The 25135-nt window shown below is 56.9% G+C and carries 22 protein-coding genes; 20 read left to right on the top strand and 2 right to left on the bottom strand.

The genetic code is table 11. The features are described 5' to 3' along the window. Positions 1-17 precede the first annotated feature (17 nt). The 8 genes from AC6I6H_RS06560 (at position 18) to AC6I6H_RS06525 (ending at position 10811) form a co-directional block, all read left to right on the top strand. Positions 18-521 carry a cupin domain-containing protein gene (locus AC6I6H_RS06560; protein WP_497952938.1) on the top strand — a complete coding sequence of 168 codons (504 nt, stop codon included), beginning with the start codon at positions 18-20 and terminating at the stop codon, positions 519-521. A gap of 134 nt (positions 522-655) precedes the next feature. Beyond that, the gene (locus tag AC6I6H_RS06555) at positions 656-3955 is read left to right on the top strand and encodes a DEAD/DEAH box helicase (protein WP_497952937.1); all 3300 of its coding nucleotides are present in this window, start codon (positions 656-658) and stop codon (positions 3953-3955) included. Between the two features lie 58 nt (positions 3956-4013). Further along, positions 4014-4922: an ArsR/SmtB family transcription factor gene (locus tag AC6I6H_RS06550; RefSeq protein ID WP_497952936.1), complete on the top strand. Its 909-nt coding sequence runs from the start codon at positions 4014-4016 to the stop codon at positions 4920-4922. Between the two features lie 292 nt (positions 4923-5214). After that, entirely contained in the window at positions 5215-6969 is a 1755-nt protein-coding gene (locus AC6I6H_RS06545) for an ABC transporter substrate-binding protein (RefSeq protein ID WP_497952935.1), read from the top strand. After that, positions 6966-7919, top strand: coding sequence for an ABC transporter permease (locus AC6I6H_RS06540; RefSeq protein WP_497952934.1), 954 nt, complete (start codon positions 6966-6968; stop codon positions 7917-7919). The genes AC6I6H_RS06545 and AC6I6H_RS06540 overlap by 4 nt, the downstream gene beginning before the upstream one ends. A gap of 13 nt (positions 7920-7932) precedes the next feature. Then, positions 7933-8862 (top strand): oligopeptide ABC transporter permease, encoded by a 930-nt coding sequence (gene opp4C, locus AC6I6H_RS06535; RefSeq protein WP_497952933.1) that lies wholly within the window; start codon positions 7933-7935, stop codon positions 8860-8862. Positions 8863-8869: 7 nt separating this feature from the next. Next, complete coding sequence (locus AC6I6H_RS06530; protein WP_497952932.1) at positions 8870-9853, top strand: ABC transporter ATP-binding protein; 984 nt, start codon at positions 8870-8872, stop codon at positions 9851-9853. Continuing rightward, the gene (locus AC6I6H_RS06525; RefSeq protein WP_497952931.1) at positions 9846-10811 is read left to right on the top strand and encodes an ABC transporter ATP-binding protein; all 966 of its coding nucleotides are present in this window, start codon (positions 9846-9848) and stop codon (positions 10809-10811) included. Before AC6I6H_RS06530 ends, AC6I6H_RS06525 begins: the two co-directional genes overlap by 8 nt. Positions 10812-10871: 60 nt before the next feature. Here AC6I6H_RS06525 and AC6I6H_RS06520 read toward each other — a convergent pair whose 3' ends face one another. Then, a complete protein-coding gene (locus AC6I6H_RS06520) occupies positions 10872-11657 on the bottom strand; it encodes a PhzF family phenazine biosynthesis protein (RefSeq protein ID WP_497952930.1) in 786 nt (261 codons plus the stop codon). A 158-nt stretch (positions 11658-11815) separates the two neighbouring features. Here AC6I6H_RS06520 and AC6I6H_RS06515 point away from each other — a divergent pair, with 158 nt between their 5' ends. The 4 genes from AC6I6H_RS06515 (at position 11816) to AC6I6H_RS06500 (ending at position 14518) form a co-directional block, all read left to right on the top strand. Beyond that, positions 11816-12703, top strand: a complete 888-nt coding sequence (locus AC6I6H_RS06515; RefSeq protein ID WP_497952929.1) for a fructose bisphosphate aldolase — start codon at positions 11816-11818, stop codon at positions 12701-12703. A 198-nt stretch (positions 12704-12901) separates the two neighbouring features. Beyond that, positions 12902-13216: a PadR family transcriptional regulator gene (locus AC6I6H_RS06510; protein WP_497952928.1), complete on the top strand. Its 315-nt coding sequence runs from the start codon at positions 12902-12904 to the stop codon at positions 13214-13216. Positions 13217-13238: 22 nt separating this feature from the next. Then, the gene (locus tag AC6I6H_RS06505; RefSeq protein WP_497952927.1) at positions 13239-13880 is read left to right on the top strand and encodes a hypothetical protein; all 642 of its coding nucleotides are present in this window, start codon (positions 13239-13241) and stop codon (positions 13878-13880) included. A gap of 23 nt (positions 13881-13903) precedes the next feature. Then, positions 13904-14518, top strand: a complete 615-nt coding sequence (locus tag AC6I6H_RS06500; protein WP_497952926.1) for a DedA family protein — start codon at positions 13904-13906, stop codon at positions 14516-14518. Positions 14519-14555: 37 nt separating this feature from the next. Here the strand turns inward: AC6I6H_RS06500 and AC6I6H_RS06495 are convergent, their stop codons facing one another. Further along, positions 14556-15323: a MerR family DNA-binding transcriptional regulator gene (locus AC6I6H_RS06495; protein ID WP_497952925.1), complete on the bottom strand. Its 768-nt coding sequence runs from the start codon at positions 15321-15323 to the stop codon at positions 14556-14558. Between the two features lie 188 nt (positions 15324-15511). Here AC6I6H_RS06495 and AC6I6H_RS06490 point away from each other — a divergent pair, with 188 nt between their 5' ends. The 8 genes from AC6I6H_RS06490 to AC6I6H_RS06455 all read left to right on the top strand — a co-directional run bounded on the left by AC6I6H_RS06490 (position 15512) and on the right by AC6I6H_RS06455 (position 25132). Continuing rightward, positions 15512-17983, top strand: coding sequence for an ATP-binding cassette domain-containing protein (locus tag AC6I6H_RS06490; protein WP_497952924.1), 2472 nt, complete (start codon positions 15512-15514; stop codon positions 17981-17983). A 160-nt stretch (positions 17984-18143) separates the two neighbouring features. Next, entirely contained in the window at positions 18144-18602 is a 459-nt protein-coding gene (locus tag AC6I6H_RS06485) for a MarR family winged helix-turn-helix transcriptional regulator (RefSeq protein ID WP_497952923.1), read from the top strand. 118 nt (positions 18603-18720) lie between these two features. Next, positions 18721-19671, top strand: coding sequence for a ring-cleaving dioxygenase (locus AC6I6H_RS06480; RefSeq protein ID WP_497952922.1), 951 nt, complete (start codon positions 18721-18723; stop codon positions 19669-19671). Continuing rightward, positions 19668-20279: an alpha/beta hydrolase gene (locus AC6I6H_RS06475; RefSeq protein ID WP_497952921.1), complete on the top strand. Its 612-nt coding sequence runs from the start codon at positions 19668-19670 to the stop codon at positions 20277-20279. The genes AC6I6H_RS06480 and AC6I6H_RS06475 overlap by 4 nt, the downstream gene beginning before the upstream one ends. Before the next feature lie 27 nt (positions 20280-20306). Then, entirely contained in the window at positions 20307-20915 is a 609-nt protein-coding gene (locus AC6I6H_RS06470; protein ID WP_497952920.1) for a flavin reductase family protein, read from the top strand. 303 nt (positions 20916-21218) lie between these two features. Continuing rightward, positions 21219-23615, top strand: coding sequence for a bifunctional glutamate--cysteine ligase GshA/glutathione synthetase GshB (gshAB, locus tag AC6I6H_RS06465; RefSeq protein WP_497952919.1), 2397 nt, complete (start codon positions 21219-21221; stop codon positions 23613-23615). After that, positions 23566-23922 carry an ArsR/SmtB family transcription factor gene (locus AC6I6H_RS06460; protein ID WP_497952918.1) on the top strand — a complete coding sequence of 119 codons (357 nt, stop codon included), beginning with the start codon at positions 23566-23568 and terminating at the stop codon, positions 23920-23922. Before gshAB ends, AC6I6H_RS06460 begins: the two co-directional genes overlap by 50 nt. A gap of 82 nt (positions 23923-24004) precedes the next feature. Then, a complete protein-coding gene (locus tag AC6I6H_RS06455; protein WP_497952917.1) occupies positions 24005-25132 on the top strand; it encodes an SGNH/GDSL hydrolase family protein in 1128 nt (375 codons plus the stop codon). Positions 25133-25135 lie beyond the last annotated feature (3 nt).

Here is a 25135-nt window from a genome sequence, read left to right as displayed (position 1 = left end):
CGAGGAGAGTGATTCGTATGGTGAAAATCTTCCGTCCCGAGACGCTTGCTTATTCGCTGAAACAGTCCCCCGTTCCCGAATTCGCCTGGCATACAAGCGACCGGTTGTCCGAGCTGGCGGGGGCGAAGCATTTTTCTCTTCATGTGCGCAGCCTTGATCCGGGAAAGTATTCGTTTCCCTATCATTTCCACCGCAACGCGGAGGAGTTGTTTGTCGTGCTGGAGGGAGAGGCGACGCTCCGCACCCCGGACGGTTTTACGGAGATGAAAAAGGGGGATATCGCGTTTTTTGAGACCGGACCCTCGGGCGCGCATCAGCTGTATAACCATACGGATCGCCCCTTTCTTTACGTGGATCTTCGGACCCCGCTCGGACTGGACATTGCGGAATATCCCGATTCGGGAAAAATCTATATCATGCCGGAGCAAGAGGCGTATCAAACGAAAGACCAATCGGATTATTACGAAGGTGAAGACCGCGTTCGCGAGAGCTGGAAACAGGCCGGCTGGCCTGAAGACTGATCCGCCGGGTTGCTTTCGCCGCCCGGGCCCGTTACAATGAACGGACCTTTACCGGCTCAAGCCGGCCATGCGTTCCGGGATTGCCGAAGCGGACTGGCGGAGCGGGACAGTTTGTTGCAGAGAGAGGGAGTTCCTTGAGCAAGCCAGCCGGGTATCATCAACTGACAAAACGAACGATTCAGTCCTTGTGCGGCCCGAGCGCTTCCGGGAAGGGGGAAGCCTTGCGGCGGGCCGGCAAGGTGGCACTGACGCTGTCCGGGCGGGAGGCGGATCAAACGGTATATGAAGCGCTCGTGAAGGACAACGGGAGCTGCCGGGTTGTGATTCGCATCGATCCGTTCGGAAAAATTGAAGCGGAATGCTCCTGCTCCGCCGGATTTACCTTTGCGCTCTTTTGCAAGCATGCTGCCGCCGCGCTGTATCAGATCATGCTTCTGCAGCAGGCGCATGATCCTTCGGCTGGAGCATCGCAGGAAGAGACGGACCGGCAGGAGAACGGGGGAACGCGCCTGGCTGAGCAGGTGCTGGACTTGTTTCGGCGCGAAACGCATTCCGTCCGCGGCACACGGCGCTTTCTCGAATCGCGCACGGAGCTCGAAGCCGAGTTTCTCGTCGCCCCTTATTCGTTCGGGGCCCGCCGGAACCTGCTCGGCATCTCGCTTCGCCTTGGCGCTTCCGGCAAACGGTACGCCGTTCCCGACATCCGGGAGTTTCTCTTGCGTTTTGAGAGGGGAGAAGCTTACCCGTTTTCCCGCCACTTTACCTATGATCCGGCCCGGCATTGCTTAACGGACGCGGACGATGCCATCGTGACGGCGCTAGCCGCAATCCGGCGCGGAGAAAAGCTGCAGCGGGAGGCCGCCGGGGCCATCTATACGGGGGAGCTGGAAGACCCCCGCACGCTGCCGGTTCCGCCTCACGCCTGGGAGGAGACGGCAGCGGGGCTTGCCGCCGGTCCGCTGGTCCGGCTGCAGGACGGCGATCACGTTCATGCCGGATTCACGATCACGGATGAAGCGCTGCCCCTTGCGTTTGAATTCGACGGGGAGGCTGAAGGCGGCTTCCGGCTCGACGTTCGCGGACTGGAGCGGATTCTTCTTCTCGAGCCGTACGGCATAGCGCTGTCGGAGGGCCGTTTCCTCCGGCTGAAGCCGGAGGCGGTCCGGCGGCTCTCCGGGCTGCAGGCCATGCTGCAAAGAAACGCAACAAGCCGGATTTTCATCGGCGCCCGGCAGATGGAGCCCTTTCTTGAACGGGTGGTACCGGAATTCATGCAGCTGGGCGAGGTGAAGGTTTCCCGCTCAGTTTCGGACCGCATCGTGCAGTCCCCTTTGCAGGCGCGAGTTTATCTGGACCGGGTCCGGGACCGGCTTTTGGCCGGCCTGGAATTTCAATACGGCGATCTCGTGATCAATCCGCTTGAAGCGGAACGGGGGAGAAGCGGGGAAAGCCGCATTCTGATCCGGGAAGGCGAGAAGGAGAGCCGTATACTGGAGCTGCTGGAGAACGCCGGGTTTGCCCGGACGGAAAGCGGCTATTTCATGCAGGACGAGGAAAGCGAATATCAGTTCCTGTACCATGCGGTGCCTCACCTCGAGAAGCTGGCGCGAATCTACGCCACCTCCGCCGTGAAGGTCCGCGTGCTTTTGAAAAATCCGCCGCCGCACATTTCCGTGAAGCTGGACGAACGGACGGACTGGCTCGCGTTCCGCTTTCATATGGAAGGCATACCGGAGGCGGAAATCCGCGACGTGATCCGGTCCCTGGCCGAAAAGCGGAAATACCACCGGCTGCGGGACGGGGCGCTGCTTCCGCTGGAGACGGAGGAGTTTCAGGAGCTTGTCCGTTTCCTGAACGAGGTAACCCTGCCGAAGGGAGGCCCGACGGACGCCGGGTTCGGGATGCACGTCGGACAGGGGCTCCATCTGCTGGACGCCAGCGACCGGGGAGGGAGAAAGCTGGTGCGGCTGGACAAGCCGATCCGGCGGATGCTGGCGCATCTGCGCAACCCCGATCACCTGGACTTTGCCGTTCCGGAGCAGCTTGCGCCCGTCTTGCGGGATTACCAGCTGTTCGGCTTTCAGTGGCTCAAGACGCTGGCGCATTACCGGTTCGGCGGGATTCTGGCCGACGACATGGGCCTGGGCAAGACGGTGCAGAGCATCGCCTACCTGGTTTCCGTGCTGCCGGACATCCGGGCGCGCAGGGAACCGGCGCTGATTGTTGCGCCCGCCTCGCTGATGTACAACTGGCGCAATGAGCTGAACCGGTTTGCGCCCGGCCTCAAGGCGGTGATCGCCGACGGAAGCAAGCCCGAGCGGGAAGCCGCGCTTCGGCAGGCGGCGGACGCCGATGCCGTCATTGTCTCTTATCCGCTTCTGCGCCGGGACATCGAGCGTTATGCCGGCATGTCCTTCCATACGCTGATTCTGGATGAAGCCCAGGCCATCAAAAACTACGCCACCCAGACTGCGCGGGCGGTCAAATCGCTTCGGGCCGGCTTCCGGTTCGCCTTGACCGGAACTCCGATCGAGAATGCGCTGGAGGAGCTGTGGTCGATCTTCGACGCGGTATTTCCCGGCCTGTATCCGAACCGGAAGGCGTTCGGCGAGCTGCCGCAAGCCGCCATCGCCAGCCGGGCCCGTCCGTTTCTGCTCCGCCGGCTGAAAAGCGACGTGCTGCAGGAGCTGCCGGAGAAAATAGAATCACTCCAGGTTTCCGAGCTGCTGCCGGAGCAAAAAAAGCTCTACGCCGCCTACCTGGCCAAGCTGAAGGCGGAAACCATGAAGCATCTGGACGACAACGACTTCGAGCAGAACCGGATCCGCATCCTGGCCGGCCTTACCCGGCTGCGCCAGCTCTGCTGCCACCCCGGCCTGTTTGTCGAAGGCTACCGCGGCGGCTCCGCCAAGCTGGAGCAGCTGCTGGAGACGATAGAGGACTGCCGCCGGTCCGGCCGGCGGATTCTGGTGTTCTCGCAATTTACGGAAATGCTCGGGCTGATCGGCCGGGAGCTGGGCGCCCGCGGCGTGCCGTTCTTTTACCTGGACGGGGGAACGAAAGTATCCGAACGGGTCGACCTGTGCACGAGGTTCAACGAAGGGGAACGCGACCTGTTCCTGATTTCCCTGAAGGCAGGGGGAACCGGCCTCAACCTGACCGGAGCGGATACGGTTGTGCTTTACGATCTTTGGTGGAATCCCGCCGTGGAACAACAAGCCGAAGACCGGGCTCATCGGATCGGACAAAAAAAAGTCGTACAGGTCATCCGGATGGTGGCGCGCGGAACGGTCGAGGAGAAAATGCACGAGCTGCAGCAAAAGAAAAAGACGCTGATCGCGGACGTGATCAAGCCCGGAGGGGAAGCGTTGTCCGCGTTGACGGAAGAGGACATTCGCGCGCTGCTGGCTGTGGAATACGTCGTTGAGCAGTAGGTAGTAGATCGATGAAAGGCGGAAACGGTATAATGGGAGACAAAAAAGGTGCGTGCGAATGAGTTATCTCCCCCAGGTCCAGTATGATAATCTCTATGAATGCTTGAACAGCTTGCACACGTTCATATGCCGCAAATCCCACCGGAAGGTTGATTTGACGGCTTCCTGGGCATCTTCGGTCCGGGCTGCGCTGGAACCTTCTTTTGCGGAGGGGCTTGACCGCATGGCCATCGACGCCGACTGGAAAGTGATTTCCCTTCTGGTTTATTTGTGTCCCGAGAAGGGAGTGGACGGATTTCTGGCTTGGATGGAACGATGTACAGCCGGAGAGTTGTATGAGCAAATTGCGGATTACAGCGGTTATTTTCCCGCACAGATGAATGAGTTTCGCGGAAAAGTCCTCGCGCTGTTCTCCCGCTGGGACAAGCAGTACTTTCGTGGCTTTGACCCGGCAGTCGCGCAAGCTCTCGGGGAGGAGGCCGACCGGAGAACCAGACAGCTTCCGGCAGAGCATCCGGCAGCTTTCGTGGAAGAAACAACCAACGGCCTGCTGTTTTCTCCACTTGACGGGTTGGAGCGCGTGCTGCTCATTCCCCAATTTCATTTTCAACCCCTTAACGTAATCTATCATTATGGAAAACTGACCGTTTGCCATTATTCCGCCCGGATTGACCTGGCCGATCCGGATTTTCTGCCCGTGTATGAGTACCGGTTGATCCGCAGCCTTGCGGAAAAGAGCAGGCTGCGGATTTTGCGGTTTCTGCACAAGCAGCCCCGGACGTTCATCGAGATTGTTCGCCATTTGGGGCTCTCAAAAGGAATCACGCACGATCATCTTTCCAAGCTGCGGAGCGCGGGAGTAATTCAAGCGCGGCTGGAGGGAGAGGCCCTAGTCGAATACGCCTTGCGGCCGCAAGCGATAAACAGGCTTCAGGGGATACTGACTGCTTACATCGAACGCAGCTGACTGTTTACAGCTTGCGCCGGACAGGAGCGGAAGAACGCTTCCGACGTTCATGTACAAAAACCTCATATGCCGATTGCTGTAAAAGCGCCGCTTATCCATACAGGAAAAGCAGGCGCTCTTTTTGCATTTGCCTGATTGCTTTGGCAGGTCGTTTTGTAGTCGAAAAAGCAAAAGGAAGTTCTGTATTTACAGAACCCAGGTTATACCATATAATAGGCATTGTTCCGACAAAACATAGTGTATTTATCGGAATAATAATTCATGCCGGAACTTCATAAGGGGGAGAGAAGAAATGAAAAAGAAAAACGCCGCCAAAGCGCTTGGTGCGATTTTGAGTTTGACCGTGGTGATGGCGGCCTGCACTAGCGGGTCGGATGCCGGAAAACCGGCGGATAGCGCAGCAGCCACGAACGGAGGAACAGCGGCCGTTTCGGAGGCAACGTCTGCTGGCGGTGTTCAGGGATTAACGGAAGCCGCAGCGGCGGCGGATCTCTCGAAGCTGCCGGACGCAGCCAAACAGCGGAATGATACGATTATTGTTGCCCTCACGGATCCGAGCGGAGCGTTTACGCCTTATTTTCATCAAAGCGGCTACGATGGAAACGTTGCTTCCCTGCTTTATGCCTCGCTTGTCACCGTTGATGATAAAGGAGTTCCGGCTCCGGGGATCGCGGAAAGCTGGGATATCTCGGACGATAATCTTACGTACACGTATCACCTCCGTCCCGATTTGAAATTCAGCGACGGAACACAGCTGACGGCGGAGGATGTAGCGTTCACCTGGACCATTTTGCACGACAAAGCATATGACGGCGATTCGCAGGTCAGCTCGCTGCATATCGCCGGAGGAGAAGCCTACAAAGCGGGTACGGCCGATGCTATATCCGGCATTAAGGTTACGGACCCCCAAACGATTTCCGTGACATTGGAGCAGCCGAATGCTACCGCCCTGGTGACGCTGGGTTCGGATGTGCTGTCCAAGGCGTACTACGGGAAGGATTACCAATTCGGCAAGCTGGACTACATCCGCGAGCTCCATGACAAACCGGTCGGCAACGGCCCCTACAAGCTGGAGAAATTCATTCCCGGCCAGGAAGTGCGGTTTGTCGCGAACGAGTTCTACTACAAGGGAAAACCCAAGACAGAGCATTTCATCTATAAAACGGCGGAAGGCGATACGTGGCAGTACATCGAAACAGGCGAAATCGATTTTGCCTCGTTCAGCGCCACGCAGGAAAACATCGACAAGCTGAAGGCGTTGGGCTTCCTGAATCTGCTGCCGTATACTCCGAGTACATACGGCTATCTGCAAGTAAATCTGGAGCACGAAGCTCTGAAGGACAAAAAGGTCCGGCAGGCCATCGCTTATGGCCTAGACCGAAAAAGCATTTATGTGGATGCCAACCAAGGAGCAGGGGCCGTTGCCAACATCCCGGCGTCTCCGATTTCCTGGTCGTATACGGAAGAGAATATAAATCCGTACGGCTATGACCCGGAGCAGGCCAAAAAGCTGCTGGACGAAGCCGGGTGGACGGCAGGCGCCGACGGAATCCGCGAAAAGGACGGAAAAAAGCTTTCTATTCATTTTCTGGGGTCCAAAAGCAAGCCAACGGATATATTCATCGCTGTGGCAACGGAAAATTTCAAGGAGCTCGGCGTGCAATTTGAACCGGAGGTATTTGCCGATTTTAATTCCCTTGTTTCAAAGGTGGAGGGCGGAGACTATGATCTGGTTTCGTTCTCCACGCCCATGCTGACTGACCCGTCCGACGGCCTGCTGCAATTTTTGAACGGCGAGATCAAGGGCTACAACAACCCGAAATTCACGGAGCTGTACAATAAGGGACTGGCGACAACCGATATTGAAGAGCGCAAAGCCGTCTATAAGGAAATTTACCAGCTTCTGAACGAGGAATTGCCCGTTATTTTCACCAGCTACAAAAAGACGGTTTATGCATACAACGGACGGATTCAGAACTTGTCGGTAAGTCCGTTCATCGGCTTGTCCGGCAGTCTGCCGGAATGGTCGCTGGATAGCGTAAAATGAGCACCTATCTGACAAAGCGGCTGCTTTACATGCTTGCGATTCTTTTCGCGGCTTCCCTGTTGATCTTCAGCCTGTACGCACTGACGCCCGGCGACTTCATCACCGGCAACATCAAGCTGAGCCCGGAGCGAAAGGCGGAGCTGCGCGAAATTTACGGCTTGAACAAACCCCTGCTGGAGAGGTATGCCATCTGGATGAAAAATGCGCTTCAGGGCGACTTCGGGTATTCCATGGCCCAGCAAAAGCCCGTTCTGACACTTTTTCATCAATACATTTGGAATTCGTTTCTGCTGGCGGTTGTGTCGACCTTTCTGACTTGGGTTATCTCCGTGATTATCGGAGTCATTGCGGCATACAAGCAATACTCCTGGTTCGATACGCTGGTGATGGTGGCGATTTTTGCGGCAATGTCCATTCCGTCTTTCTTTATCGGGCTGTTTCTGATCAAGCTGCTCGCGGTGGACCTGAAATGGCTCCCTCCGGGAGGGATGCTGACGACCGGAAGCAATGCGACTGGATTCGCCTATGTCAAAGAAGTAATCGAGCACATGACGCTCCCCGTGATTGTCATGACGCTGCTTGGCATCGGCTCGTTAACCCGCTATTTCCGCAGCAACATGATCGATGTGATCCGGCAGGATTATATCCGGACCGCCCGGGCGAAGGGGCTGAAAGAGGGAAAGGTGCTCTACTCGCACGCGCTGCGAAACGCGCTTCTGCCCGCCATTACGCTGGTCGGGTTTGAGCTTCCTTCCTTGTTCGGCGGTTCTCTGATCATTGAGAAAATTTTCAACTGGCCTGGCATTGGCCAGTTGTATATGCAGTCTTTCACCCTGCGCGATTATCCGCTGTTAATGGGCTTTACGATGTTTATTGCCGTCTTGACGGTCATCGGCACCCTGCTGTCGGACATTTTATATCATATAGCCGATCCGCGAGTCAGGCTTTAGCAAGGAGGCCCTTATGTCAATCATTCGGGAACAGACGGCCGGCCGCCCGCAAGCACGCCGGGCGGCGGCGCCGTCGTTATGGAAACAATCGCTGAAGAAGTTGGCCCGCAACAAGCTGGCTCTGGCGGGCTTCGCCGTTGTGGCGCTGATGTTTGCGGTCTGTTTTATGGGACCGTTTTTCTCGCCGTACACCGACAACAAAATCAACATGGCGCTCATGAACAAACCGCCAAGCGCGAAGCATTGGCTGGGAACGGACGCGCTCGGACGGGACGTTCTGACCCGCGTGATGCAGGCGGGCCGAATCTCGCTCACGGTGGGAATCGCCTCTATGCTGCTGTCGGTTTTTATCGGGTCGCTGCTTGGCGCGATTGCCGGCTATTACCGCGGGATCGCGGATCAGGTTATCATGCGCGTCGCGGACCTGCTGCTGACGATCCCGAGCCTACCGCTGCTTTTTATTTTCGGTGCGCTGCTGTCCGAGTGGAAGGTTCCCACGGATTACCGGATGTACATCGTTATGCTGATGCTGAGCTTTGTCGGCTGGCCCGGGCTTGCCCGCATGGTCAGAGGCCAGCTGCTCAGTTTGCGGGAGCGGGAATTTATGCAGGCTGCAATTGTGCTTGGGTTAAGCGACCGCCGGAAAATTTTTCATCACCTGCTTCCGAATCTGGTGCCGCTGCTGATTGTCATTGCGACGCTCAACATTGGCGGAGCCATTCTGAGCGAGTCCGTTCTCAGCTTCTTCGGACTCGGCGTCATGCCGCCGACGCCCACCTGGGGCAATATGATCGACGCTGCCAACAACATGATCGATTTTCAGCAGCGGCCCTGGCTGTGGATTCCGCCCGGTTTTTCGATCTTCGCCACCGTGATCGCAATCAATCTTTTCGGCGACGGACTCCGGGATGTGCTTGATCCCAAGCAGAAAAGGCAGGTGTGACGCACAAATGGCGAATTTACTTGAAGTGCGCGGGTTAAAAACGCATTTCTCGACGGAGGAAGGCGTTGTCAAAGCGGTGGACGGCGTGGATTTTCACGTGCGTCAAGGTGAAATAGTGTGTATTGTCGGCGAATCGGGCTGCGGAAAAAGCATCACCGCCCTCTCGATCATGGGTCTGGTGGAGCAGCCCGCCGGCCGAGTAGTGGAGGGGAAAATCCGGTTCGGGGAGCGGGATTTGCTCCAAATCGGCAAGCACGAGCTTCGGACCATTCGGGGGAATGACATTGCGATGATCTTCCAGGAGCCGATGTCGTCGCTTAATCCGGTTCTGCCCGTCGGAACCCAGATCGTGGAGGTGCTCCGGGAGCACCGGAAGATGGGCAGACGGGAGGCGCGGCAGCGCGCGGTCGAGCTGATCCAGTCTGTCGGCATTCCCCGGGCCGAGCAAATCGCCGATTCTTACCCGCATGAGCTCAGCGGCGGCATGCTCCAGCGGATTATGATCGCCATCGCAATTTCCTGCAGTCCAAAGCTTTTGATCGCCGACGAGCCGACAACTGCTTTGGACGTAACCATTCAGGCGCAAATTTTGGATATGCTGCGGCAATTAAGGGACGATTCGGACATGGCGATTCTGTTAATCACGCACGATCTCGGCGTGGTGGCGGAAATGGCCGATTATGTCATTGTGATGTATGCGGGAAAAGTCGTGGAGGAAGGGGAAGTGGTGGAAATTTTCTCCCGGCCGCAGCATCCCTACACCCAGGGCCTGCTGAAATCAAAGCCGGTGATGAACCGGCGGCAGACCTCCCTGTATTCCATTCCGGGGCAAGTTCCGAACCCGCTTGAGCTCCGGCCGTCGTGCTATTTTCACGACCGCTGCGAGCACTGCATGGCCATCTGCCGGGAGAAGGAGCCGGCGCTTGAGGCGCTTGGCGAGAAGCACAAAGCGGCGTGCTGGCTGTATGGGGAGGTGGCCGCGCGTGTCTGACGCTCTGCTGGAAGCAAGCCATATCAAAACGTATTTTCCGATAAAATCCGGTCTGTTGAACCGGACGGTCGGGCATGTCAAAGCGGTGGACGACATCAGTTTGGCCATCCGGCCGGGCGAAACCTTCGGACTGGTGGGCGAGTCGGGAAGCGGAAAAAGCACCGTTGGCCGGACTCTCCTCCGGTTGACCGACAAAACCGGAGGAGAGGTTCGTTTCCAGGGCATCGACCTGTACAAGCTGCCCCCGCGGGATATGCGGACCCTTCGCCCGAAAATGCAGCTCATATTTCAGGACCCGTACAGCTCGCTTAATCCCCGTGTACGGGTTGGCGATGCGATCGGGGAAGCGGTGCTGGAGCACGGGATGTGTTCGAAAGCGGAGCTAAGGGAACGGGTGGCGGAGGTTCTGGCCCTTTGCGGCCTCTCCGCGTATCATGCGGACCGGTACCCGCACGAATTTTCCGGCGGCCAGCGCCAGCGGGTAGGCATCGCCCGCGCCCTCATTTTGAATCCGGAGCTCATTGTAGCGGATGAACCGGTTTCGGCTCTGGATGTGTCGATTCAGGCGCAGATTATCAATCTGTTTCAGCACTTACAGGAAACAAAAGGCCTGACCTACCTGTTTATATCCCACGATCTAAGCGTCGTCGAGCACCTTTGTGCCCGGATCGGCGTGATGTACCTCGGCAAGCTGGTCGAAACGGCCAGCCGTGACGAGCTGTTCAATCACCCGCTCCATCCGTACACCAAGGCGCTTCTGTCAGCGGTTCCCGTCCCCGTTCCCAAATTGAAGCGGGACCGGATTGTGCTGCGCGGGGATATCCCAAGTCCTGCAAATCCGCCGCGGGGCTGCCGCTTCCACACCCGCTGCCCATATGCGGAAGCCCGCTGCAGGGAGGAAGAGCCGGCGTTCCGGCCGCAAGGCGGCGGCCATTTTGTGGCCTGCCACCTCGTGTAGCAAATAGAGGGAAAGAAACGAAAGACCCTTCCGGGCAGCAGCCGGGAGGGTCTTTCGCCTTTATTGCGCTTCCAGGTGCAATTCCGCGACGGCATACAAGACCGCCGTTCCCGCGATTTTGACCCGGTCTCCGGCAAGCTCGCAGCGGAGCGTCCCGCCGCGTTTGGACGCCTGCCGGGCAAGCAGGCTGTTCTTGCCGAGGCGGTTCGCCCAATAAGGAATAAAATTGCAGTGGGCCGAACCGCAAACGGGGTCCTCGTTCACATTCAGCTTCGGGAAGAAGCTGCGGGATACGAAATCAAAGTCCTTGCCTCTTGCTGTAATGGAAGCGCCCAGTCCGTCCGGCAGCAGCTTCAGCTTGCCGAAATCCGGCGAAGCGCGGCGCACCGCTTCTTCGCTCTCCAGCACAAACATCAGGTCCCGGCTCAAGTAGGTTTCCGCCGGCCGGACGCCAAGCGCTTCGACCATTTGCTCGGTCAACGGATGAGGGACGGGCATCCGGGCCGGGAAATCCAGCTCAAAGAGGGACCCGCGCCGGGTGACGGTCAATTCGCCGCTCAGCGTGCGGAAGACAAACGTTTCTTCCTCCGGCGCGAAGAAGCCGGCGAGGACGAAGGCCGTGGCCAGGGTGGCATGCCCGCACAATTCGATTTCGGCTGCCGGGGTGAACCATCTCAGCCCGTAAGCGCCGCCTTCCCGTACGGCAAAGGCCGTTTCGGAAAGATTGTTTTCCGCCGCAATGCTCTGCATGAGCTCCTCCGGCAGCCAGCGTTCCGTCACGCAAACCCCGGCCGGATTTCCCTCGAACACTTTTTCCGCAAATGCATCGACCACGTAACACTTCACGGCAGCGACCTCCAGAGACTTTGATTTTGTCCCATCATAGCACAACAAGCCGCCTGCGGAAACGGCAAAGGGAATGCCTGCGCGTGTTTAAAAACAAGCGCGTTTGTCCAATAAATAGAATGTACTTGAAACCGAAATCCATCAGGAAGGTGATCGCAATGAATCAGGAACAGCTCGAACGCGTCCGCACCGGAAAAGGCTTTATCGCCGCCTTGGATCAAAGCGGCGGCAGCACGCCGAAGGCGCTGGCCCAATACGGGATCGGGGAAGACGCCTATTCGGGGGAAGACGAAATGTATGCGCTTGTGCATGAAATGAGAACACGGATCATAACCAGCCCGGCGTTTCGTTCCGAGTATATCCTGGGTGCGATTTTGTTCCAGAACACCATGGACCGGCAGATAGAAGGCCGTTACACCGCCGACTATCTGTGGGAGGAGAAGGGCGTCGTGCCTTTTCTGAAAATCGACGAAGGGTTGGCCGAAGCGGGAGAAGGAGTGCAGCTCATGAAGCCGATGCCGGAGATGGACGGCCTTCTGAAGCGGGCGGTCGGACGGAATATTTTCGGGACCAAGATGCGTTCGGTCATTCACGAAGCCAATCCGGCCGGGATCCGGAAAGCGGTGGAGCAGCAGTTTGAAATCGGGAAGCAGATTTTGTCGCATGGCCTCGTTCCGATCGTCGAGCCGGAAGTCAACATCCAGAGCAGCGGCCGGGAGCAAACGGAAAGCCTCTTGAAAGAGGAAATCCGCAGGCAGCTGTCCGCCCTGCCCGGGGACGCCAAGGTTATGCTGAAGCTTTCGATTCCGGCTGTCACTGATTTCTACCGTGATCTGATGGACGACCCGCATGTGGTCCGGGTGGTCGCCTTGTCGGGCGGCTATGGCCAAAAAGAAGCTAACGAGATGCTGGCGCAGAACCGCGGGCTGATCGCAAGCTTTTCCCGGGCTCTGGCGGAAGGCTTGTCCGCGCAGCAGTCGGACGGGGAGTTCAACGCCATGCTGTCCGATTCGATCAAAGCCATCTATGAGGCGTCCATCACCTGAATCAAGCGGATACGAAAGCACGAAAAGAGACATCCGTCCGTTAAAGCCGATCGCTGGCCGGTCGGCTTTTTTGCATGCGTCATAATGAAACCGGTTGCAGTAAAAATAGTATACTAAAGTACCTTGCAATATTAAGTACAATCGCTTATGCTGTCCATGTACTCAACATTGTTGAGTAATTAAGGTGGGGGGATTCCTTTGAACGCAGAGATGTTAAAAGGCACAATCGACCTGCTGATCCTGTCCGTGCTCGCCGGGGAAGACAATTACGGATACGAAATTTCCAAGGCGATCAAGGACCGGACGGAAGGGGCGTTCGAAATCCAGGAAGCGACGCTGTATCTTGCCTTAAAGCGTTTGGAGAAGCAAGAGGCGGTATCCGCCTACTGGGGCGATCAGAGCCATGGCGGACGGCGCAAATATTACAGCATCACGGATGCCGGGCGAAGGCTTCATGCGGGAATTGTAGCGGATTGGAAAAAGACGGCCGAGATCGTGAACCGGTTTGTTTAGCGGCAAGGAGGTGAGAACGAAGATGAACAACCTGGTGCGAAAGCTGTTTAGCCTGGAGGAGCTGCGCCATCCGCTGCTTTTGCTGGCCTCGCTTGCGGTTTGCGCCGTCGCGTTCTATATCGACGAGTCGGTCAACCCCGGGGATCAGCTCGGCATATCCATCGCTTATTACGCCTCCTTTACGTTAGCGGCTTTTTGGGGCGCGGCGAATTACATAACCCATCTCCGCATGAACGCGCTGTACCGGAAGCAGAACGATATCCCGGCGTACATCGCCCAACTGGCCATGAGCAGGGAAGACAAGACGGAGCTGCAAAATTACCTGGAGGATTTTGCTGCCGACCTGGAGCGAAACGGAAAATCCAGGGAAGAAGCGGCAAGCGAAGCCGTCAACCAGTTCCGGGTCAAGGAATTTTTGTCGATTTCCAAGCATACGAAGCCGTTCGAGTCGCATGGCCACCATTATTTAATCGGGTACGGTCTTATGATGCTTGCGGCTGCTGCTTTGTTGACGCTGCTGTATGGAACCGAGCCGTTTGCGCTTTCCGTGCTCATCCCGCAAACGATGCTGCTGGTTTACGGCGCGGCCTTTATTGCCTTGTTCTTTCTTTACCGGCTTCTGAATTGGTTTTTGTACCGCAAGGTTACGGGATTTTTCAGTTAAAAACGACATGAGGAGCGAACGAAATGGAACAATGGATTACGGAATTTATGGAAGCATACGGGTATTTCGGCATTTTTCTATTGATCGCGCTTGAAAATTTGTTTCCTCCGATTCCTTCGGAAGTGATTTTAACCTTCGGCGGATTTATGACCACCACGACGAATTTGACGACGACCGGCGTCGTGATCGCCTCCACCATTGGCTCGATTGCCGGCGCGGTTTGCCTCTACGGGGTCGGACGGTTCTTCTCTGCGCAGCGCCTGGAAGGGATCATCGTCCGGTACGGCAAAGTGCTGCGGCTGAAGCCGGAGGACATTCGGAAAGCGAACGCCTGGTTTGGCAAGCACGGGACCTGGGCCGTTTTTCTCGGCCGCCTGGTGCCCTTGATCCGCAGCCTGATTTCCATACCCGCCGGGAGCGCGGGCATGCGTTTCCCTTTGTTTTTGCTGCTGACCACCATCGGCTCCTTGATCTGGAACACTGTGCTTGTCCTGGTCGGAGCGGCCGTAGGCGCTTCCTGGGATACGATTACGGAATACATGGACGTCTATTCCAACGTGGTTTATGTACTGCTGGCGCTTGGCATTATTGCGGTTGTCTTCCTCTACGTGCGGAAACGGGTGCGGAATCGTTCCTGATTACGTGCGAAAAGCCGCCCGCCCGGGCGGCTTCCGGTTACGGCATCCGGGCGGCCGACTCTCCCGGGCGGTAATGAAACGCGGGAGAGGGGGCAGGGCTTTTTCCCGTCCGCTGTTCCGGAACCGCATAGGCTACAAACGCTGCGATGCCCTGGAACTGCCGGAGCAGGCGGTCGTTCAGCTTTGCCAATACGACCTGAAACGCCTGCTCCACTTTTTCGATCCGGTTGGTTTCCAGCTCCTTCAACAGCTGTTTCATGCTTTCAATGAAGAAGACCGTCTTCCGCAAGCTGCTGACGACGATGATTTTCCGCAGCTCGGCCCGCGTATAAATCCGGTAGCCGTTGGCCGGATTCCGCTCCGAAGCAATCAATTCCTCCTGCTCCCAATGGCGGATGGCGGACGGATTCACACCGGCCAGCCTCGCCGCTTCCCCGATTGTCATCCTTTCCTTCACCGTCCGGCCCCCGTAGCGGGAAAAATCCGTATGCCGGATGAGCGAAAGCACCTCCTCCACGCGCTGTTTTTCCATTTGCAGCTGATAATGCTCCCGATTGAGCAGCCACATGGCTTCTTCTCTGCTGCCGTGCTTCATTTTTTGCATGGCCTCGTACACATTCGGAAATTCATACCCCCGAAGCAGAGCGCGGATGGCGTGAAAAGCCAAGGCGTGCAGGTCCGTGTAGCTCCTGCGGTTGCTTTCCGTGCGCGGCACCTCCGGAATCAAATCCATTTCCTCGTATCGGCGCAGGGTGGTTGTGCTCACCCCGAGCTCTTCCGCCAGCTGTTTCGGCGTATACCCCAATTCGGCCGCAGCTCCTTTCCTGCTTCAAGCAAAACCTTCAAGCTCCACAACAACATTTAACGGGATTATTCGCCGTCTGGCAAGAGGCGAGAGAGCCGAAAGCGAAAGATTGCGTCAATGTTGTACGATACGGGTATCACGAGGCCGCAACCAAGACAAATGCGCGGCTGAAGCCAGGAGGGATCGCCTTGACCGCCATTCTTATCGAAGGGGCCCGCGAGGGCAACCTGAAAAACATTTCGCTCCGTATCCCCAGAAACAAGCTGGTGGTGTTCACCGGTTTATCGGGCTCCGGCAAATCGACGCTTGCGAACGACGTTCTCTTTTCGGAATGCCAGCGGCAGTATCTGGAGGCCATCGGGCTGCAGGGCATCCGCAAGCCCGAGGTCGATTCGGTCCGGCACGTATCGCCGGCCATCCGGATCACACAAACGGACCATAACCGCAATCCGCGCTCCACCGTCGGAACCGTGACCGATATTTACACCGATTTGCGGATGGTGTACGAGAAGCTGGCCCGCAGAGCCTGCCCCAATTGCGGGCAAACGGTGTCCGCCGCGGAATGCCGGGAGGAGACGGAGAAAACAAACGGCGAGTTCCGGGTCTATATGCACTGCAGCCGCTGCGGGCACCGGATGGACAAACTGACCCGCACGCATTATTCGTACAATACGAAGGAAGGCGCCTGCCCCGAGTGCCAGGGGCTCGGAAAGGTCATGACAGTCGACAAGAGCCGCTGCGTCGACGAATCGCTGTCCCTGGAGGATGGAGCGGTCGCATATTGGGAGCACAAATACAAGGATTATCAAATCGAAGTGCTGTATCAGGCTTTTCGGCACTACGGCCTGCCGGTTGAACCGCAAGTTCCCGTCTCCCGGTTCAGCGAGGCGCAGAAAACAATCCTGTACCACGGCACTGCAAGCGAAAAGTTAACGCAGGCGTTCCCCGGCCGGAAGCCGCCCAAAACGGCGGCTGACGGCAAATTCGAGGGGGTGGTGACGACGCTTTGGCGCCGGCTGGCCGAAAAAGGCGGGGCGGGCAAAGACGCGGACCGGTACTTTTCTTCTATCGAGTGTCCCGGCTGCCGGGGGGAGCGGTTGAATGCGATCAGCCGAAGCGCCGAAGTGGCGGGAACCCGTCTGCCGGAGCTTGGAGCGCTGCCGCTGGAAAGGCTGCATGACTGGATCGAAAACGCGGATCGGACGGCAGTCGAAATGGAGCGGCGGCTCACGGAAATGTACCTGCTTGATCTGAAGACCAAAGTGCAGCGGCTCATTCGCGTGGGGCTCGGGTATTTGAGCATCGACCGCCAAACCGTTACGCTATCCGGCGGGGAATGGCAGCGGATCAAGTTGTCCGCCAGCCTGGATTCGGAATTGACCGGCGTCATCTACATTCTGGACGAGCCTACGGTCGGCCTTCATCCGAAGGATACGGAAGGCGTGGTCCACGTGCTGAAGCGGCTGCGGGATGGAGGCAATACGGTCCTTGTGATCGAACACGACACCGAGGTGATGGAGGCGGCGGATGTCATGGTAGACATTGGCCCGGGAGCGGGAAAAGAAGGGGGCCGGATCGTCGCAACCGGAACGCTGGATGAGCTCATGGAGCGGCCGGATTCCGTTACCGGCGGCTATTTTCGGGAGCGCAGCCGGGCTGTTCGCCGAGCCCCCCGGCCGGGTAACGGCCGAACGATTACGGTAGCCGGCGCAGCCTTGAACAACCTCAAGAATGTCCATGCGGAGCTGCCGGCCGGCTGCCTGATCGCCGTAACGGGCGTGTCCGGTTCAGGAAAATCAACGCTTGTCTTTGATGTGCTGGGGCAGGCGGCCGGGAATCGCCCGCCTGCAGGCAGCCGCGTTGCCGGGCTGGAGCAATTCGGCCGGGTGGTCACGGTGGAGCAAGCACCCGCTCAACGCATGAAGCGATCCAACGTCGCCACGTTCGCGGATTTGTATACCGGCATTCGCAGTCTTTACGGCAGGCTGGACAGCGCCCGGGAAAAGGGGCTGGATCCCAGTCATTTTTCCTTTAACACCAAGGGCGGCCGCTGCGAAAATTGCGAAGGGCTCGGTTATGTGGTCAACAGCCTGCTGTTTTTTGAAGACCAGGAGGTGGTGTGTCCGGTTTGCGGCGGAAACCAGTTCCAGGACGAGGTGCTGGCGGTGATGTACAAGGGGCATTCAATCAAAGACATGTTGCGTCTGCCGGTGGAGGAAGCGGTTCGCGTTTTGGAGGGGCACCCCAAGCTGGTTAAAGGGCTTCGGCTGCTCCAGGAGGCGGGGCTCGGTTACCTGGAGCTGGGGCAGCCGCTGACCACGCTTTCGGGCGGAGAAGCGCAGCGTCTGAAGCTGGCAAGGGAGCTGAACGGACAATCGGACGGGCGGAACCTGTTCCTGATGGACGAACCGACGACCGGGCTTCATCCGATTGACGTCGAGAACTTTCTTCGTCTGCTGAACCGCATGGTCGACGCGGGGCATACGGTAATCGTGGTGGAGCATAACCAGCAGGTCATCGAAGCTTCGGACTGGGTGCTTGACCTCGGGCCGGAGGGTGGCGACCGTGGCGGGGAGGTTGTGTTTGCAGGCACGCCGGCGGAGCTCCTGGCTCGCGGCCGTTCGGCGACGGCCGAGCATATGCGCCGCTACTCGCTTTAACGGGTACAGCGAAACCAATCGCCGAGGCGAAGAACAAAAGGCCGGCAAGGCAGGCTCCCATTTCAAAGGGGAGGCTGTCTCGGCCGCTTTTTTTGCGCATCTGGTGAAAGAAGTGGTAGTTTAAGAAGAGAAAGCCGCCTAACCGAGGAGATGACGACGGATGAACGAAGAGAGGAATGCCGACCGGCAGCTGTCGCTCAAGCTGTTTGTTGTATTGTCCAAAGCCTACAAAACGGTCATGGAGCGGGCGACAAAGGACATGAAGAAGCACGGCTTGTCCGCGTCCGAGTTTATGGTCCTGGAAGCAATCTACACGAAGCGCCGCATCCCGCTGCAGCAAATCGGGGACAAAATTCTGATTACCAGCGGAAGCATTACGTACAACATCGACAAGCTGGAGCAAAAGGGCCTGATCAAACGGGTGCCGAGTGCGGAGGACCGGCGCATCACGTACGCGGAGCTTACGGAAGAGGGCGACGGTTTTTTTGGCGGCATTTTCCCGCAGCACGCGGAATACTTGCAGGGGATTTTATCCACCTTAAAGGAAGAAGAAAAGGTACAGGCGATTGAGCTGTTGAAGAAGCTCGGAAAAGGCGCGGCGGGCACGCCGGGGGATTAAACAACTTATTTATTTATAGTTACTTTAAAAGTGTTGACAAATCCTTTCGGATCAATTATCTTTAATTTAAGATATTTAATTTAGTTGTTTCTACTACATGCGATTGGGGTGGAGGAAAATGACCATGCAAACGTCGGGTATTCATCACATTACGGCCTTTGCCAGAGATCCGCAGCGAAACGTTGATTTCTATGCCGGCATTCTCGGCCTGCGGCTCGTCAAGCGCACCATAAACTTCGATGCGCCGGAAGTGTATCACTTGTATTTTGGCGACAAGGCGGGAAATCCCGGAACGATCATCACGTTCTTTCCGTGGCCCGGCTCCCGCAAGGGACGGATCGGCGGCGGCCAAGTGGGCGTCACCACCTACGTCGTTCCGCCGGGTGCGCTTGGCTTTTGGGAAGACCGGCTGAATAGCTTCGGCGTTTCCTTCACCAAGGAAACCCGGTTCTCCGAGGACTATCTGCATTTTTCGGACCACGAAGGTCTGCGGCTGGAAATCGTGGAGCGGGCGGAAGGACCGGACAGCGAGTGGGCGTTCGGCGGCGTTCCGGCCGACAAGGCGATCAAAGGGTTTGGCGGAGCAGTCCTCTACAGCGTAAACGCGAAGCAAACGATGCAGGTTCTGGAGCATACATTGGGCATGAAAAAAGTCGGCGAGGACCGGGGGCACGCGCGGTTTCAAACGACTGCGGCCATCGCGAATCTGATTGACGTTCGAACCGCGGATATGGAGTGGGGAACCGGAGGAGCCGGCACGGTGCATCATATCGCCTGGCGGGCAAAGGATTTCGAGGAGCACGCCAGGTGGCAGGCGGAGGTTCAGGCTTCCGGCTATCAGCCAACCCAAATCATCGACCGGCAGTATTTCAACGCGATTTATTTTCGGGAATCGGGCGGAATCCTCTTTGAAATCGCAACGGACCCGCCGGGATTTGCCAACGACGAGCCGGCGGAAGCGCTTGGGGAAAAGCTGATGCTGCCCTCCTGGTACGAGCCGCATCGCGCCGAGATCGAAGCCAATCTGCTGCCGATCGAAGTACGGGTGCCGGAGGTGAAGAAAGGATGAAGCATCTCTTTGAGCAGGGAAAATCGCCGGACGCCCCTACCCTGGTGCTGCTTCATGGCACGGGAGGAACGGAACGGGATTTGCTCCCGCTGGCGGACCGGATTGCTCCGAATGCCGCGAGGCTGAGCATTCGCGGCAATGTGTCGGAGAACGGGATGCCCCGGTTCTTCCGCCGTCTGGCGGAAGGTGTCTTTGATGAAGAAGACTTGAAGTACCGGACGAAGGAGCTTTATGATTTTCTCGGTCAGGCCGCTGCGGAATACGGCCTGGACCGCGGCAACTTCGTGGCGGTCGGCTACTCCAACGGCGCCAACATCGCAGGAAGCCTTCTATTCCATTATCGGGATGCTTTCCGCGGCGCGATCCTTCATCATCCCATGGTTCCGTTACGGTCCGTCGAGCTTCCGGATTTGTCCGGGGTGCCGGTTTTTATCGCCGCCGGAACCAACGACCGGATCTGCCCTCCGGCCGAAACGGAAGAGCTGGAGCGGCTGCTGGCCGGGGCGGGCGCCGGGGTCTCGGTGCACTGGGAAAGCTATGGGCACCAGTTGACCCCGACCGAAGCGGATGCCGCGGTAAGCTGGTACCAAGGGCATTTTGCAGGGTAATGAGCCGACAGAGCGGGAGGGAAACCGATGATTTCGATTGATCCGGCCGCGCAAAGCGAAAGAGACAACTACAAGCTTTTGATCGGCGGCATCATCCCGCGTCCGATCGCCTTTGTGACGACGCTTTCGGAGCAAGGGGTTTTAAACGGCGCGCCGTTCAGCTACTTTTCCATCGTCTCCAGCGCGCCGCCGCTGTTGTCCATCTCGGTGCAGCGGGCAAACGGTGTCCAAAAGGATACCGCGCGCAATGCTATTGCATCCGGCGAGCTCGTCGTTCATGCGGTGGATGAAGCCAATGTGGAAAAGATCAATCAAACCGCGGCGAGCTTGCCTTCCGGCGAAAGCGAAATTGTCCTGGCGGGCCTCAGCCCGGTCGCAAGCGAATGTGTCCGGGTTCCGGGGATTGCCGAATGCAGGCTTCGGATGGAATGCGTGCTGGAGCGCGCCATCGAGCTTGGCGGGGCGGAAGCCCCGGCCTGCGATCTGCTGATCGTCCGGGTGGTCCGGTTCGTAATCGACGAAACGCTTTTGCGGAACGGACGGATCGACGCCGGAAAGCTCGCGCCCGTCAGCCGGATGGCCGGCAACTTCTATTCGGCGCTTGGCCGAATGTTTGAACTGGAGCGCCCTAAATAAAGGAGTCTCGAAAGCCGTCCCTCTCAACCGGGACGGTTTTTTGCTGTTCCAACCCAGGCAAAGCGCATGAACGGTGGAAAAGTGCCCTTTTTCTCGCATCCGAGGACGCCCGGTTTGTCAACGGGGCTGTGATCGCGGCGGACGGCGGCTGGACGGCGTATTAATCTTCGGCATCCGCAGCCTGCAGGAGGTTGCGGATGTTTTTTCGATAGATCAAAATATTTTGATGAAGTATTGATTTGAAACAATCAGAGGATTACAATCAATATATCAAATCTTTTTGATTAAAGGACGGAGACGGAAATGACGGCACTTGATCAGAGGCTTTTGCGGGAAATAACGGACAACAACCTGAGCCGGGAGCTTTTTGAAGGGCGCTTCGGGTTGGAAAAGGAAAATGTGAGGGTAGACCGCGCCGGCAAACTGGCTCTGACCCCGCATCCGGCTGCGTTCGGCAGCCGAAAGGAAAACCGTTATATTCAGACCGATTTCTCGGAAAGCCAGATTGAGCTGATCACCCCCGCGTTTGACACCTTGGAAGAGACGTATCGGTTTATGGAGGCGCTGCATGACATCGTATCCATGGAACTAAAGGATGAGTACCTGTGGCCCAGCAGCAATCCGCCGAGCTTGCCGGACGAACGGGAAATTCCCGTTGCGAAGCTGGAGGACCCGGCGGAGGAAACCTACCGGAACCGGCTGGCCGATAAATATGGCCGGAAAAGACAGCTGCTGAGCGGCGTTCATTTCAATTTTTCCTTTCAGGAGCGGTTTTTAAAAAATTGGCATTCGTCCGCGAACCGGGAGGAACCGTACAAAGCCTTCAAAAATGCCGTTTATATGAAGGTGGCCCGCAATCTGATGCGGCACCGCTGGCTGCTTGTCTATTTGACCGGCGCCAGTCCGGTTTTCGATAAAAGCTACATGGAGCAGTGCGTGGCAACGGGCGTATCCCATGACCAAAAGAGCTACACTTTCCCGAACATGAACTCGCTGCGCAACAGTGTGTGCGGCTACCGGAATGCAAAGCCGCTTTTTGTCTCTTACGATACCCTTGAGGATCACGTTGCCGATCTGAACCGGCTGGTGCAGGCCGAAGAGCTGTGGAGCGCTAAAGAATTTTACAGCCCGGTGCGGCTGAAATCCGCGAAAGGGCCGGACCCTTTGCAGCAGCTTGCCTATCATGGCGCCGATTATCTGGAACTGCGGCTTCTGGATTTGAACCCGCTGTACAAAACCGGAATCAGCCTGGAAACCATGAAAGTGGTTCATCTGTTTCTTTTGTTTATGCTGCTTAAAGAGGATGAGCCTTTTGACGGAGACGATCAGCTTCTTGCGCATTTGAATCAGGACCGGATGATTGCGGAAGGCATCGAGGGCGAGCTATTGGACCGTGAAAACCGCCGCCTTCCGATGAAGCCGGCCGCTCTCGCAATCCTGGGCGGGATGAAGGAAATGGTGGAGCGGTTTGCTCCCGTTAACTCCGGGCTCCGAAGTCTCCTGAACGGAGAAGAAGAGAAAATCCGCCGGCCGGAAAAAAGTTACGCTTCGCTTCTAAAGTCAGGTATTCAGAAGTCCTCCTTTTTGTCGTATCATTTAGACAAAGCCAAGCAGTACGCAAACGAGAGCCGCCAAACGGGGTTCCGTTTCGCCGGTTATGAGGATCTGGAATTATCGACTCAATTGCTCTTGAAGGCTGCCGTCAAACGCGGCATCGCTTTTGAACTGGTGGACCGCGAGGACAATTTTGTCCGGCTGGCGAAAGGAGACCGTCAGGAATATGTGAAGCAGGCGACCAAAACCTCCTTGGACTCCTACAGCACGGTGCTGATTATGGAAAACAAGAGGGTGACGAAAGACGTCCTGCGGCGGAAAGGAATCCGTGTGCCGAACGGCGAGGCCTTCGGAACGCTGGAGGAAGCGGCCGCCAGCTATCCCGCTTATCGCGGCCAAGCGGTTGTGATCAAGCCGAAGTCAACAAATTTCGGGCTCGGCATTACGATTTTTGACCGCGCGTTTACAGAAGAGGATTACAAACGGGCGTTTGAACTGGCCTTTGCTCATGACCGGACCGTTCTTCTGGAGGAATTCCTTCCCGGGAAAGAATACCGCTTCCTTGTCATGGGAGACGAGGTAGCTGGCGTGCTCCATCGTGTTCCCGCCAATGTGGCAGGAGACGGGCTGCACACGATTGAACAGCTGGTCCATGAAAAAAACAAGGACCCGCTGCGGGGGAAGGGCTATAAAACCCCTTTGGAAAAGCTTCAGCTGGGTGAAGCCGAGGAGCTGTTTCTAAAAACTCATTCTTACACCCGGCATGACGTACCGCCTGCCGGAAAGATCGTTTATCTGCGGGAAAATTCCAATATCAGCACGGGCGGCGACAGCATCGATATGACGGATGTTATTCCGGACAGCTACAAAAAAGCGGCCGTAGCCTCCGCCAAAGCCGCCGGCGCAGTCATTTGCGGCGTCGACATGATGATTGAGGACTACCGCAACGAAGCCAACGCGGTGAATTTCGGCATCATTGAGCTGAATTTTAATCCGGCGATCCATATTCACAGCTACCCGTACAAAGGAAAAAACCGGCGAGCGGAGGAGAAGGTGCTCGATCTCTTGTTTGGACCGGTAAAGGGGAGAGAGGATCATGAAAATCGAGATTCCCGTGAAACGTGCCGTCCCGGAAAAGACGGTTGATTTTGCAGCATACGAGAAAAAGTTCAAAGCGCTGGCTGATCGAAAAAGGCTTCAAATCATGAATGAGCTCTGCCGCAAAAGAGAGATTTGCGTCTGCGAGCTCTGCGACATCGTGGAAATGCAGCAATCGAAGCTTTCGTATCACCTGAAAATTTTGCTGGACGCCAATCTGATCCGGAAGGAAACTAGGGGAACATGGAGCTACTACACGCTGAACCAGGAAGAAATCAATCACTTGCTTTCGCCGGCTCTTTGCTGCATTTTTCGAAACGAGGAGCCTTCTCCCGGCGAGTGTTGTTCAAAATGACAAGAACCGCAGGGAGCATTCGATGTATAATAAAACCGTGACAGCAGCTTATTACAATGCGAATCAGGGGGAACGGCTACCAATGGCATCCGAACAAACGAAAACAAGTACAGCATCCACAGCACAAAAGGAAGGAGAAACGGGCGGCTTGCAGTCTTTCAGCGCCACGAAGGATCGCGTCAAACCGCTTGGGCGCACCTGGTATGAAAACGATACGCTGTGGCTTGCTTTATCCGGCGGGGGAGCGGAGTTTACCTTTCACGGCAAACGGGCGGAGATCGTCCTTCAGGGAGACCAAAACGCTTCCCAAGGCACCGGCGATCTGGCGCGAATCGGCATTTTTGTCAACGGCGCTCGCGTTGTCGACGAGCAGCTCAACGCTCCTTTGAAAGCGTTTACGGTATTCGAAAGCGAAACGCCGCAGGAGGTAACGGTCCGGATTGTAAAGCTGTCGGAGGCGCCCATGTCGACGGCGGGAATTCGTGAAATTCGCGCCGATGCTCCGGAGGGGATCAAGCCGGCCCCGGCCAAAGCGCACCGGATCGAATTTATCGGCGATTCCATCACCGCCGGTTACGGGGTCGACGCCGAGGACGAAACGCATTCGTTTTCCACTGCCACCGAGGACGTGACCAAAACCTATGCCTACAAAACCGCGCAAGCGCTTCAGGCGGACTACAGCATCGTGGCCTACAGCGGCTACGGCATTCTTTCCGGCTATACGGAATCGGACCAGAAATCCGCCGACCAGCTTGTCCCCACTTATTATGAAAAAGTAGGGCGTTCCGTCGGACGTTTTGACGGTACGGTGGAGGCTCAGTCGCTTGCCTGGGATTTTTCTTCTTTTGTACCGGATCTGATCATCGTGAATCTGGGAACAAATGACGATACATACACCAAAGACGATGCGGACAAACAGGAAGCGTATGCGAGAGCGTATACCGCCTTCCTCAAGCAAATCAGAAGCCGGAATGCCGGGGCGACGATTCTTTGCACCCTCGGAATAATGACAGACCGGCTGTATCCTCTGGTGGAAAAAGCGGCGGCCGATTACAAGGCGGAAACGGGAGACGCCAACCTTGCGTCGATGAAATTTGAGGTACACTCCGCTTCCGACGGGTACGGGGCGGACTGGCATCCGTCCGAATTCACCCAGACCAAGGCCGCGGAAAAACTGACGGCTGAAATCAAGAAGCTCATGAACTGGTAAAAA

The organism is Gorillibacterium sp. sgz306347 (assembly GCF_059735245.1).
The sequence above is the reverse complement of the archived record's forward strand: the minus strand, read 5'-3'. Positions and strand labels throughout refer to the sequence as shown.

Excerpts from the sequence above, each read along its gene's own strand:
- AC6I6H_RS06460 (WP_497952918.1), top strand. The coding sequence starts at position 23,566 with ATGAAAATCGAGATTCCCGTGAAACGTGCCGTCCCGGAAAAGACGGTT.
- AC6I6H_RS06505 (WP_497952927.1), top strand. The coding sequence starts at position 13,239 with ATGAACAACCTGGTGCGAAAGCTGTTTAGCCTGGAGGAGCTGCGCCAT.
- AC6I6H_RS06485 (WP_497952923.1), top strand. The coding sequence starts at position 18,144 with ATGAACGAAGAGAGGAATGCCGACCGGCAGCTGTCGCTCAAGCTGTTT.
- AC6I6H_RS06515 (WP_497952929.1), top strand. The coding sequence starts at position 11,816 with ATGAATCAGGAACAGCTCGAACGCGTCCGCACCGGAAAAGGCTTTATC.
- AC6I6H_RS06550 (WP_497952936.1), top strand. The coding sequence starts at position 4,014 with ATGAGTTATCTCCCCCAGGTCCAGTATGATAATCTCTATGAATGCTTG.
- gshAB (WP_497952919.1), top strand. The coding sequence starts at position 21,219 with ATGACGGCACTTGATCAGAGGCTTTTGCGGGAAATAACGGACAACAAC.
- AC6I6H_RS06475 (WP_497952921.1), top strand. The coding sequence starts at position 19,668 with ATGAAGCATCTCTTTGAGCAGGGAAAATCGCCGGACGCCCCTACCCTG.
- AC6I6H_RS06480 (WP_497952922.1), top strand. The coding sequence starts at position 18,721 with ATGACCATGCAAACGTCGGGTATTCATCACATTACGGCCTTTGCCAGA.
- opp4C (WP_497952933.1), top strand. The coding sequence starts at position 7,933 with ATGTCAATCATTCGGGAACAGACGGCCGGCCGCCCGCAAGCACGCCGG.
- AC6I6H_RS06470 (WP_497952920.1), top strand. The coding sequence starts at position 20,307 with ATGATTTCGATTGATCCGGCCGCGCAAAGCGAAAGAGACAACTACAAG.
- AC6I6H_RS06545 (WP_497952935.1), top strand. The coding sequence starts at position 5,215 with ATGAAAAAGAAAAACGCCGCCAAAGCGCTTGGTGCGATTTTGAGTTTG.
- AC6I6H_RS06455 (WP_497952917.1), top strand. The coding sequence starts at position 24,005 with ATGGCATCCGAACAAACGAAAACAAGTACAGCATCCACAGCACAAAAG.
- AC6I6H_RS06560 (WP_497952938.1), top strand. The coding sequence starts at position 18 with ATGGTGAAAATCTTCCGTCCCGAGACGCTTGCTTATTCGCTGAAACAG.
- AC6I6H_RS06500 (WP_497952926.1), top strand. The coding sequence starts at position 13,904 with ATGGAACAATGGATTACGGAATTTATGGAAGCATACGGGTATTTCGGC.
- AC6I6H_RS06530 (WP_497952932.1), top strand. The coding sequence starts at position 8,870 with ATGGCGAATTTACTTGAAGTGCGCGGGTTAAAAACGCATTTCTCGACG.
- AC6I6H_RS06540 (WP_497952934.1), top strand. The coding sequence starts at position 6,966 with ATGAGCACCTATCTGACAAAGCGGCTGCTTTACATGCTTGCGATTCTT.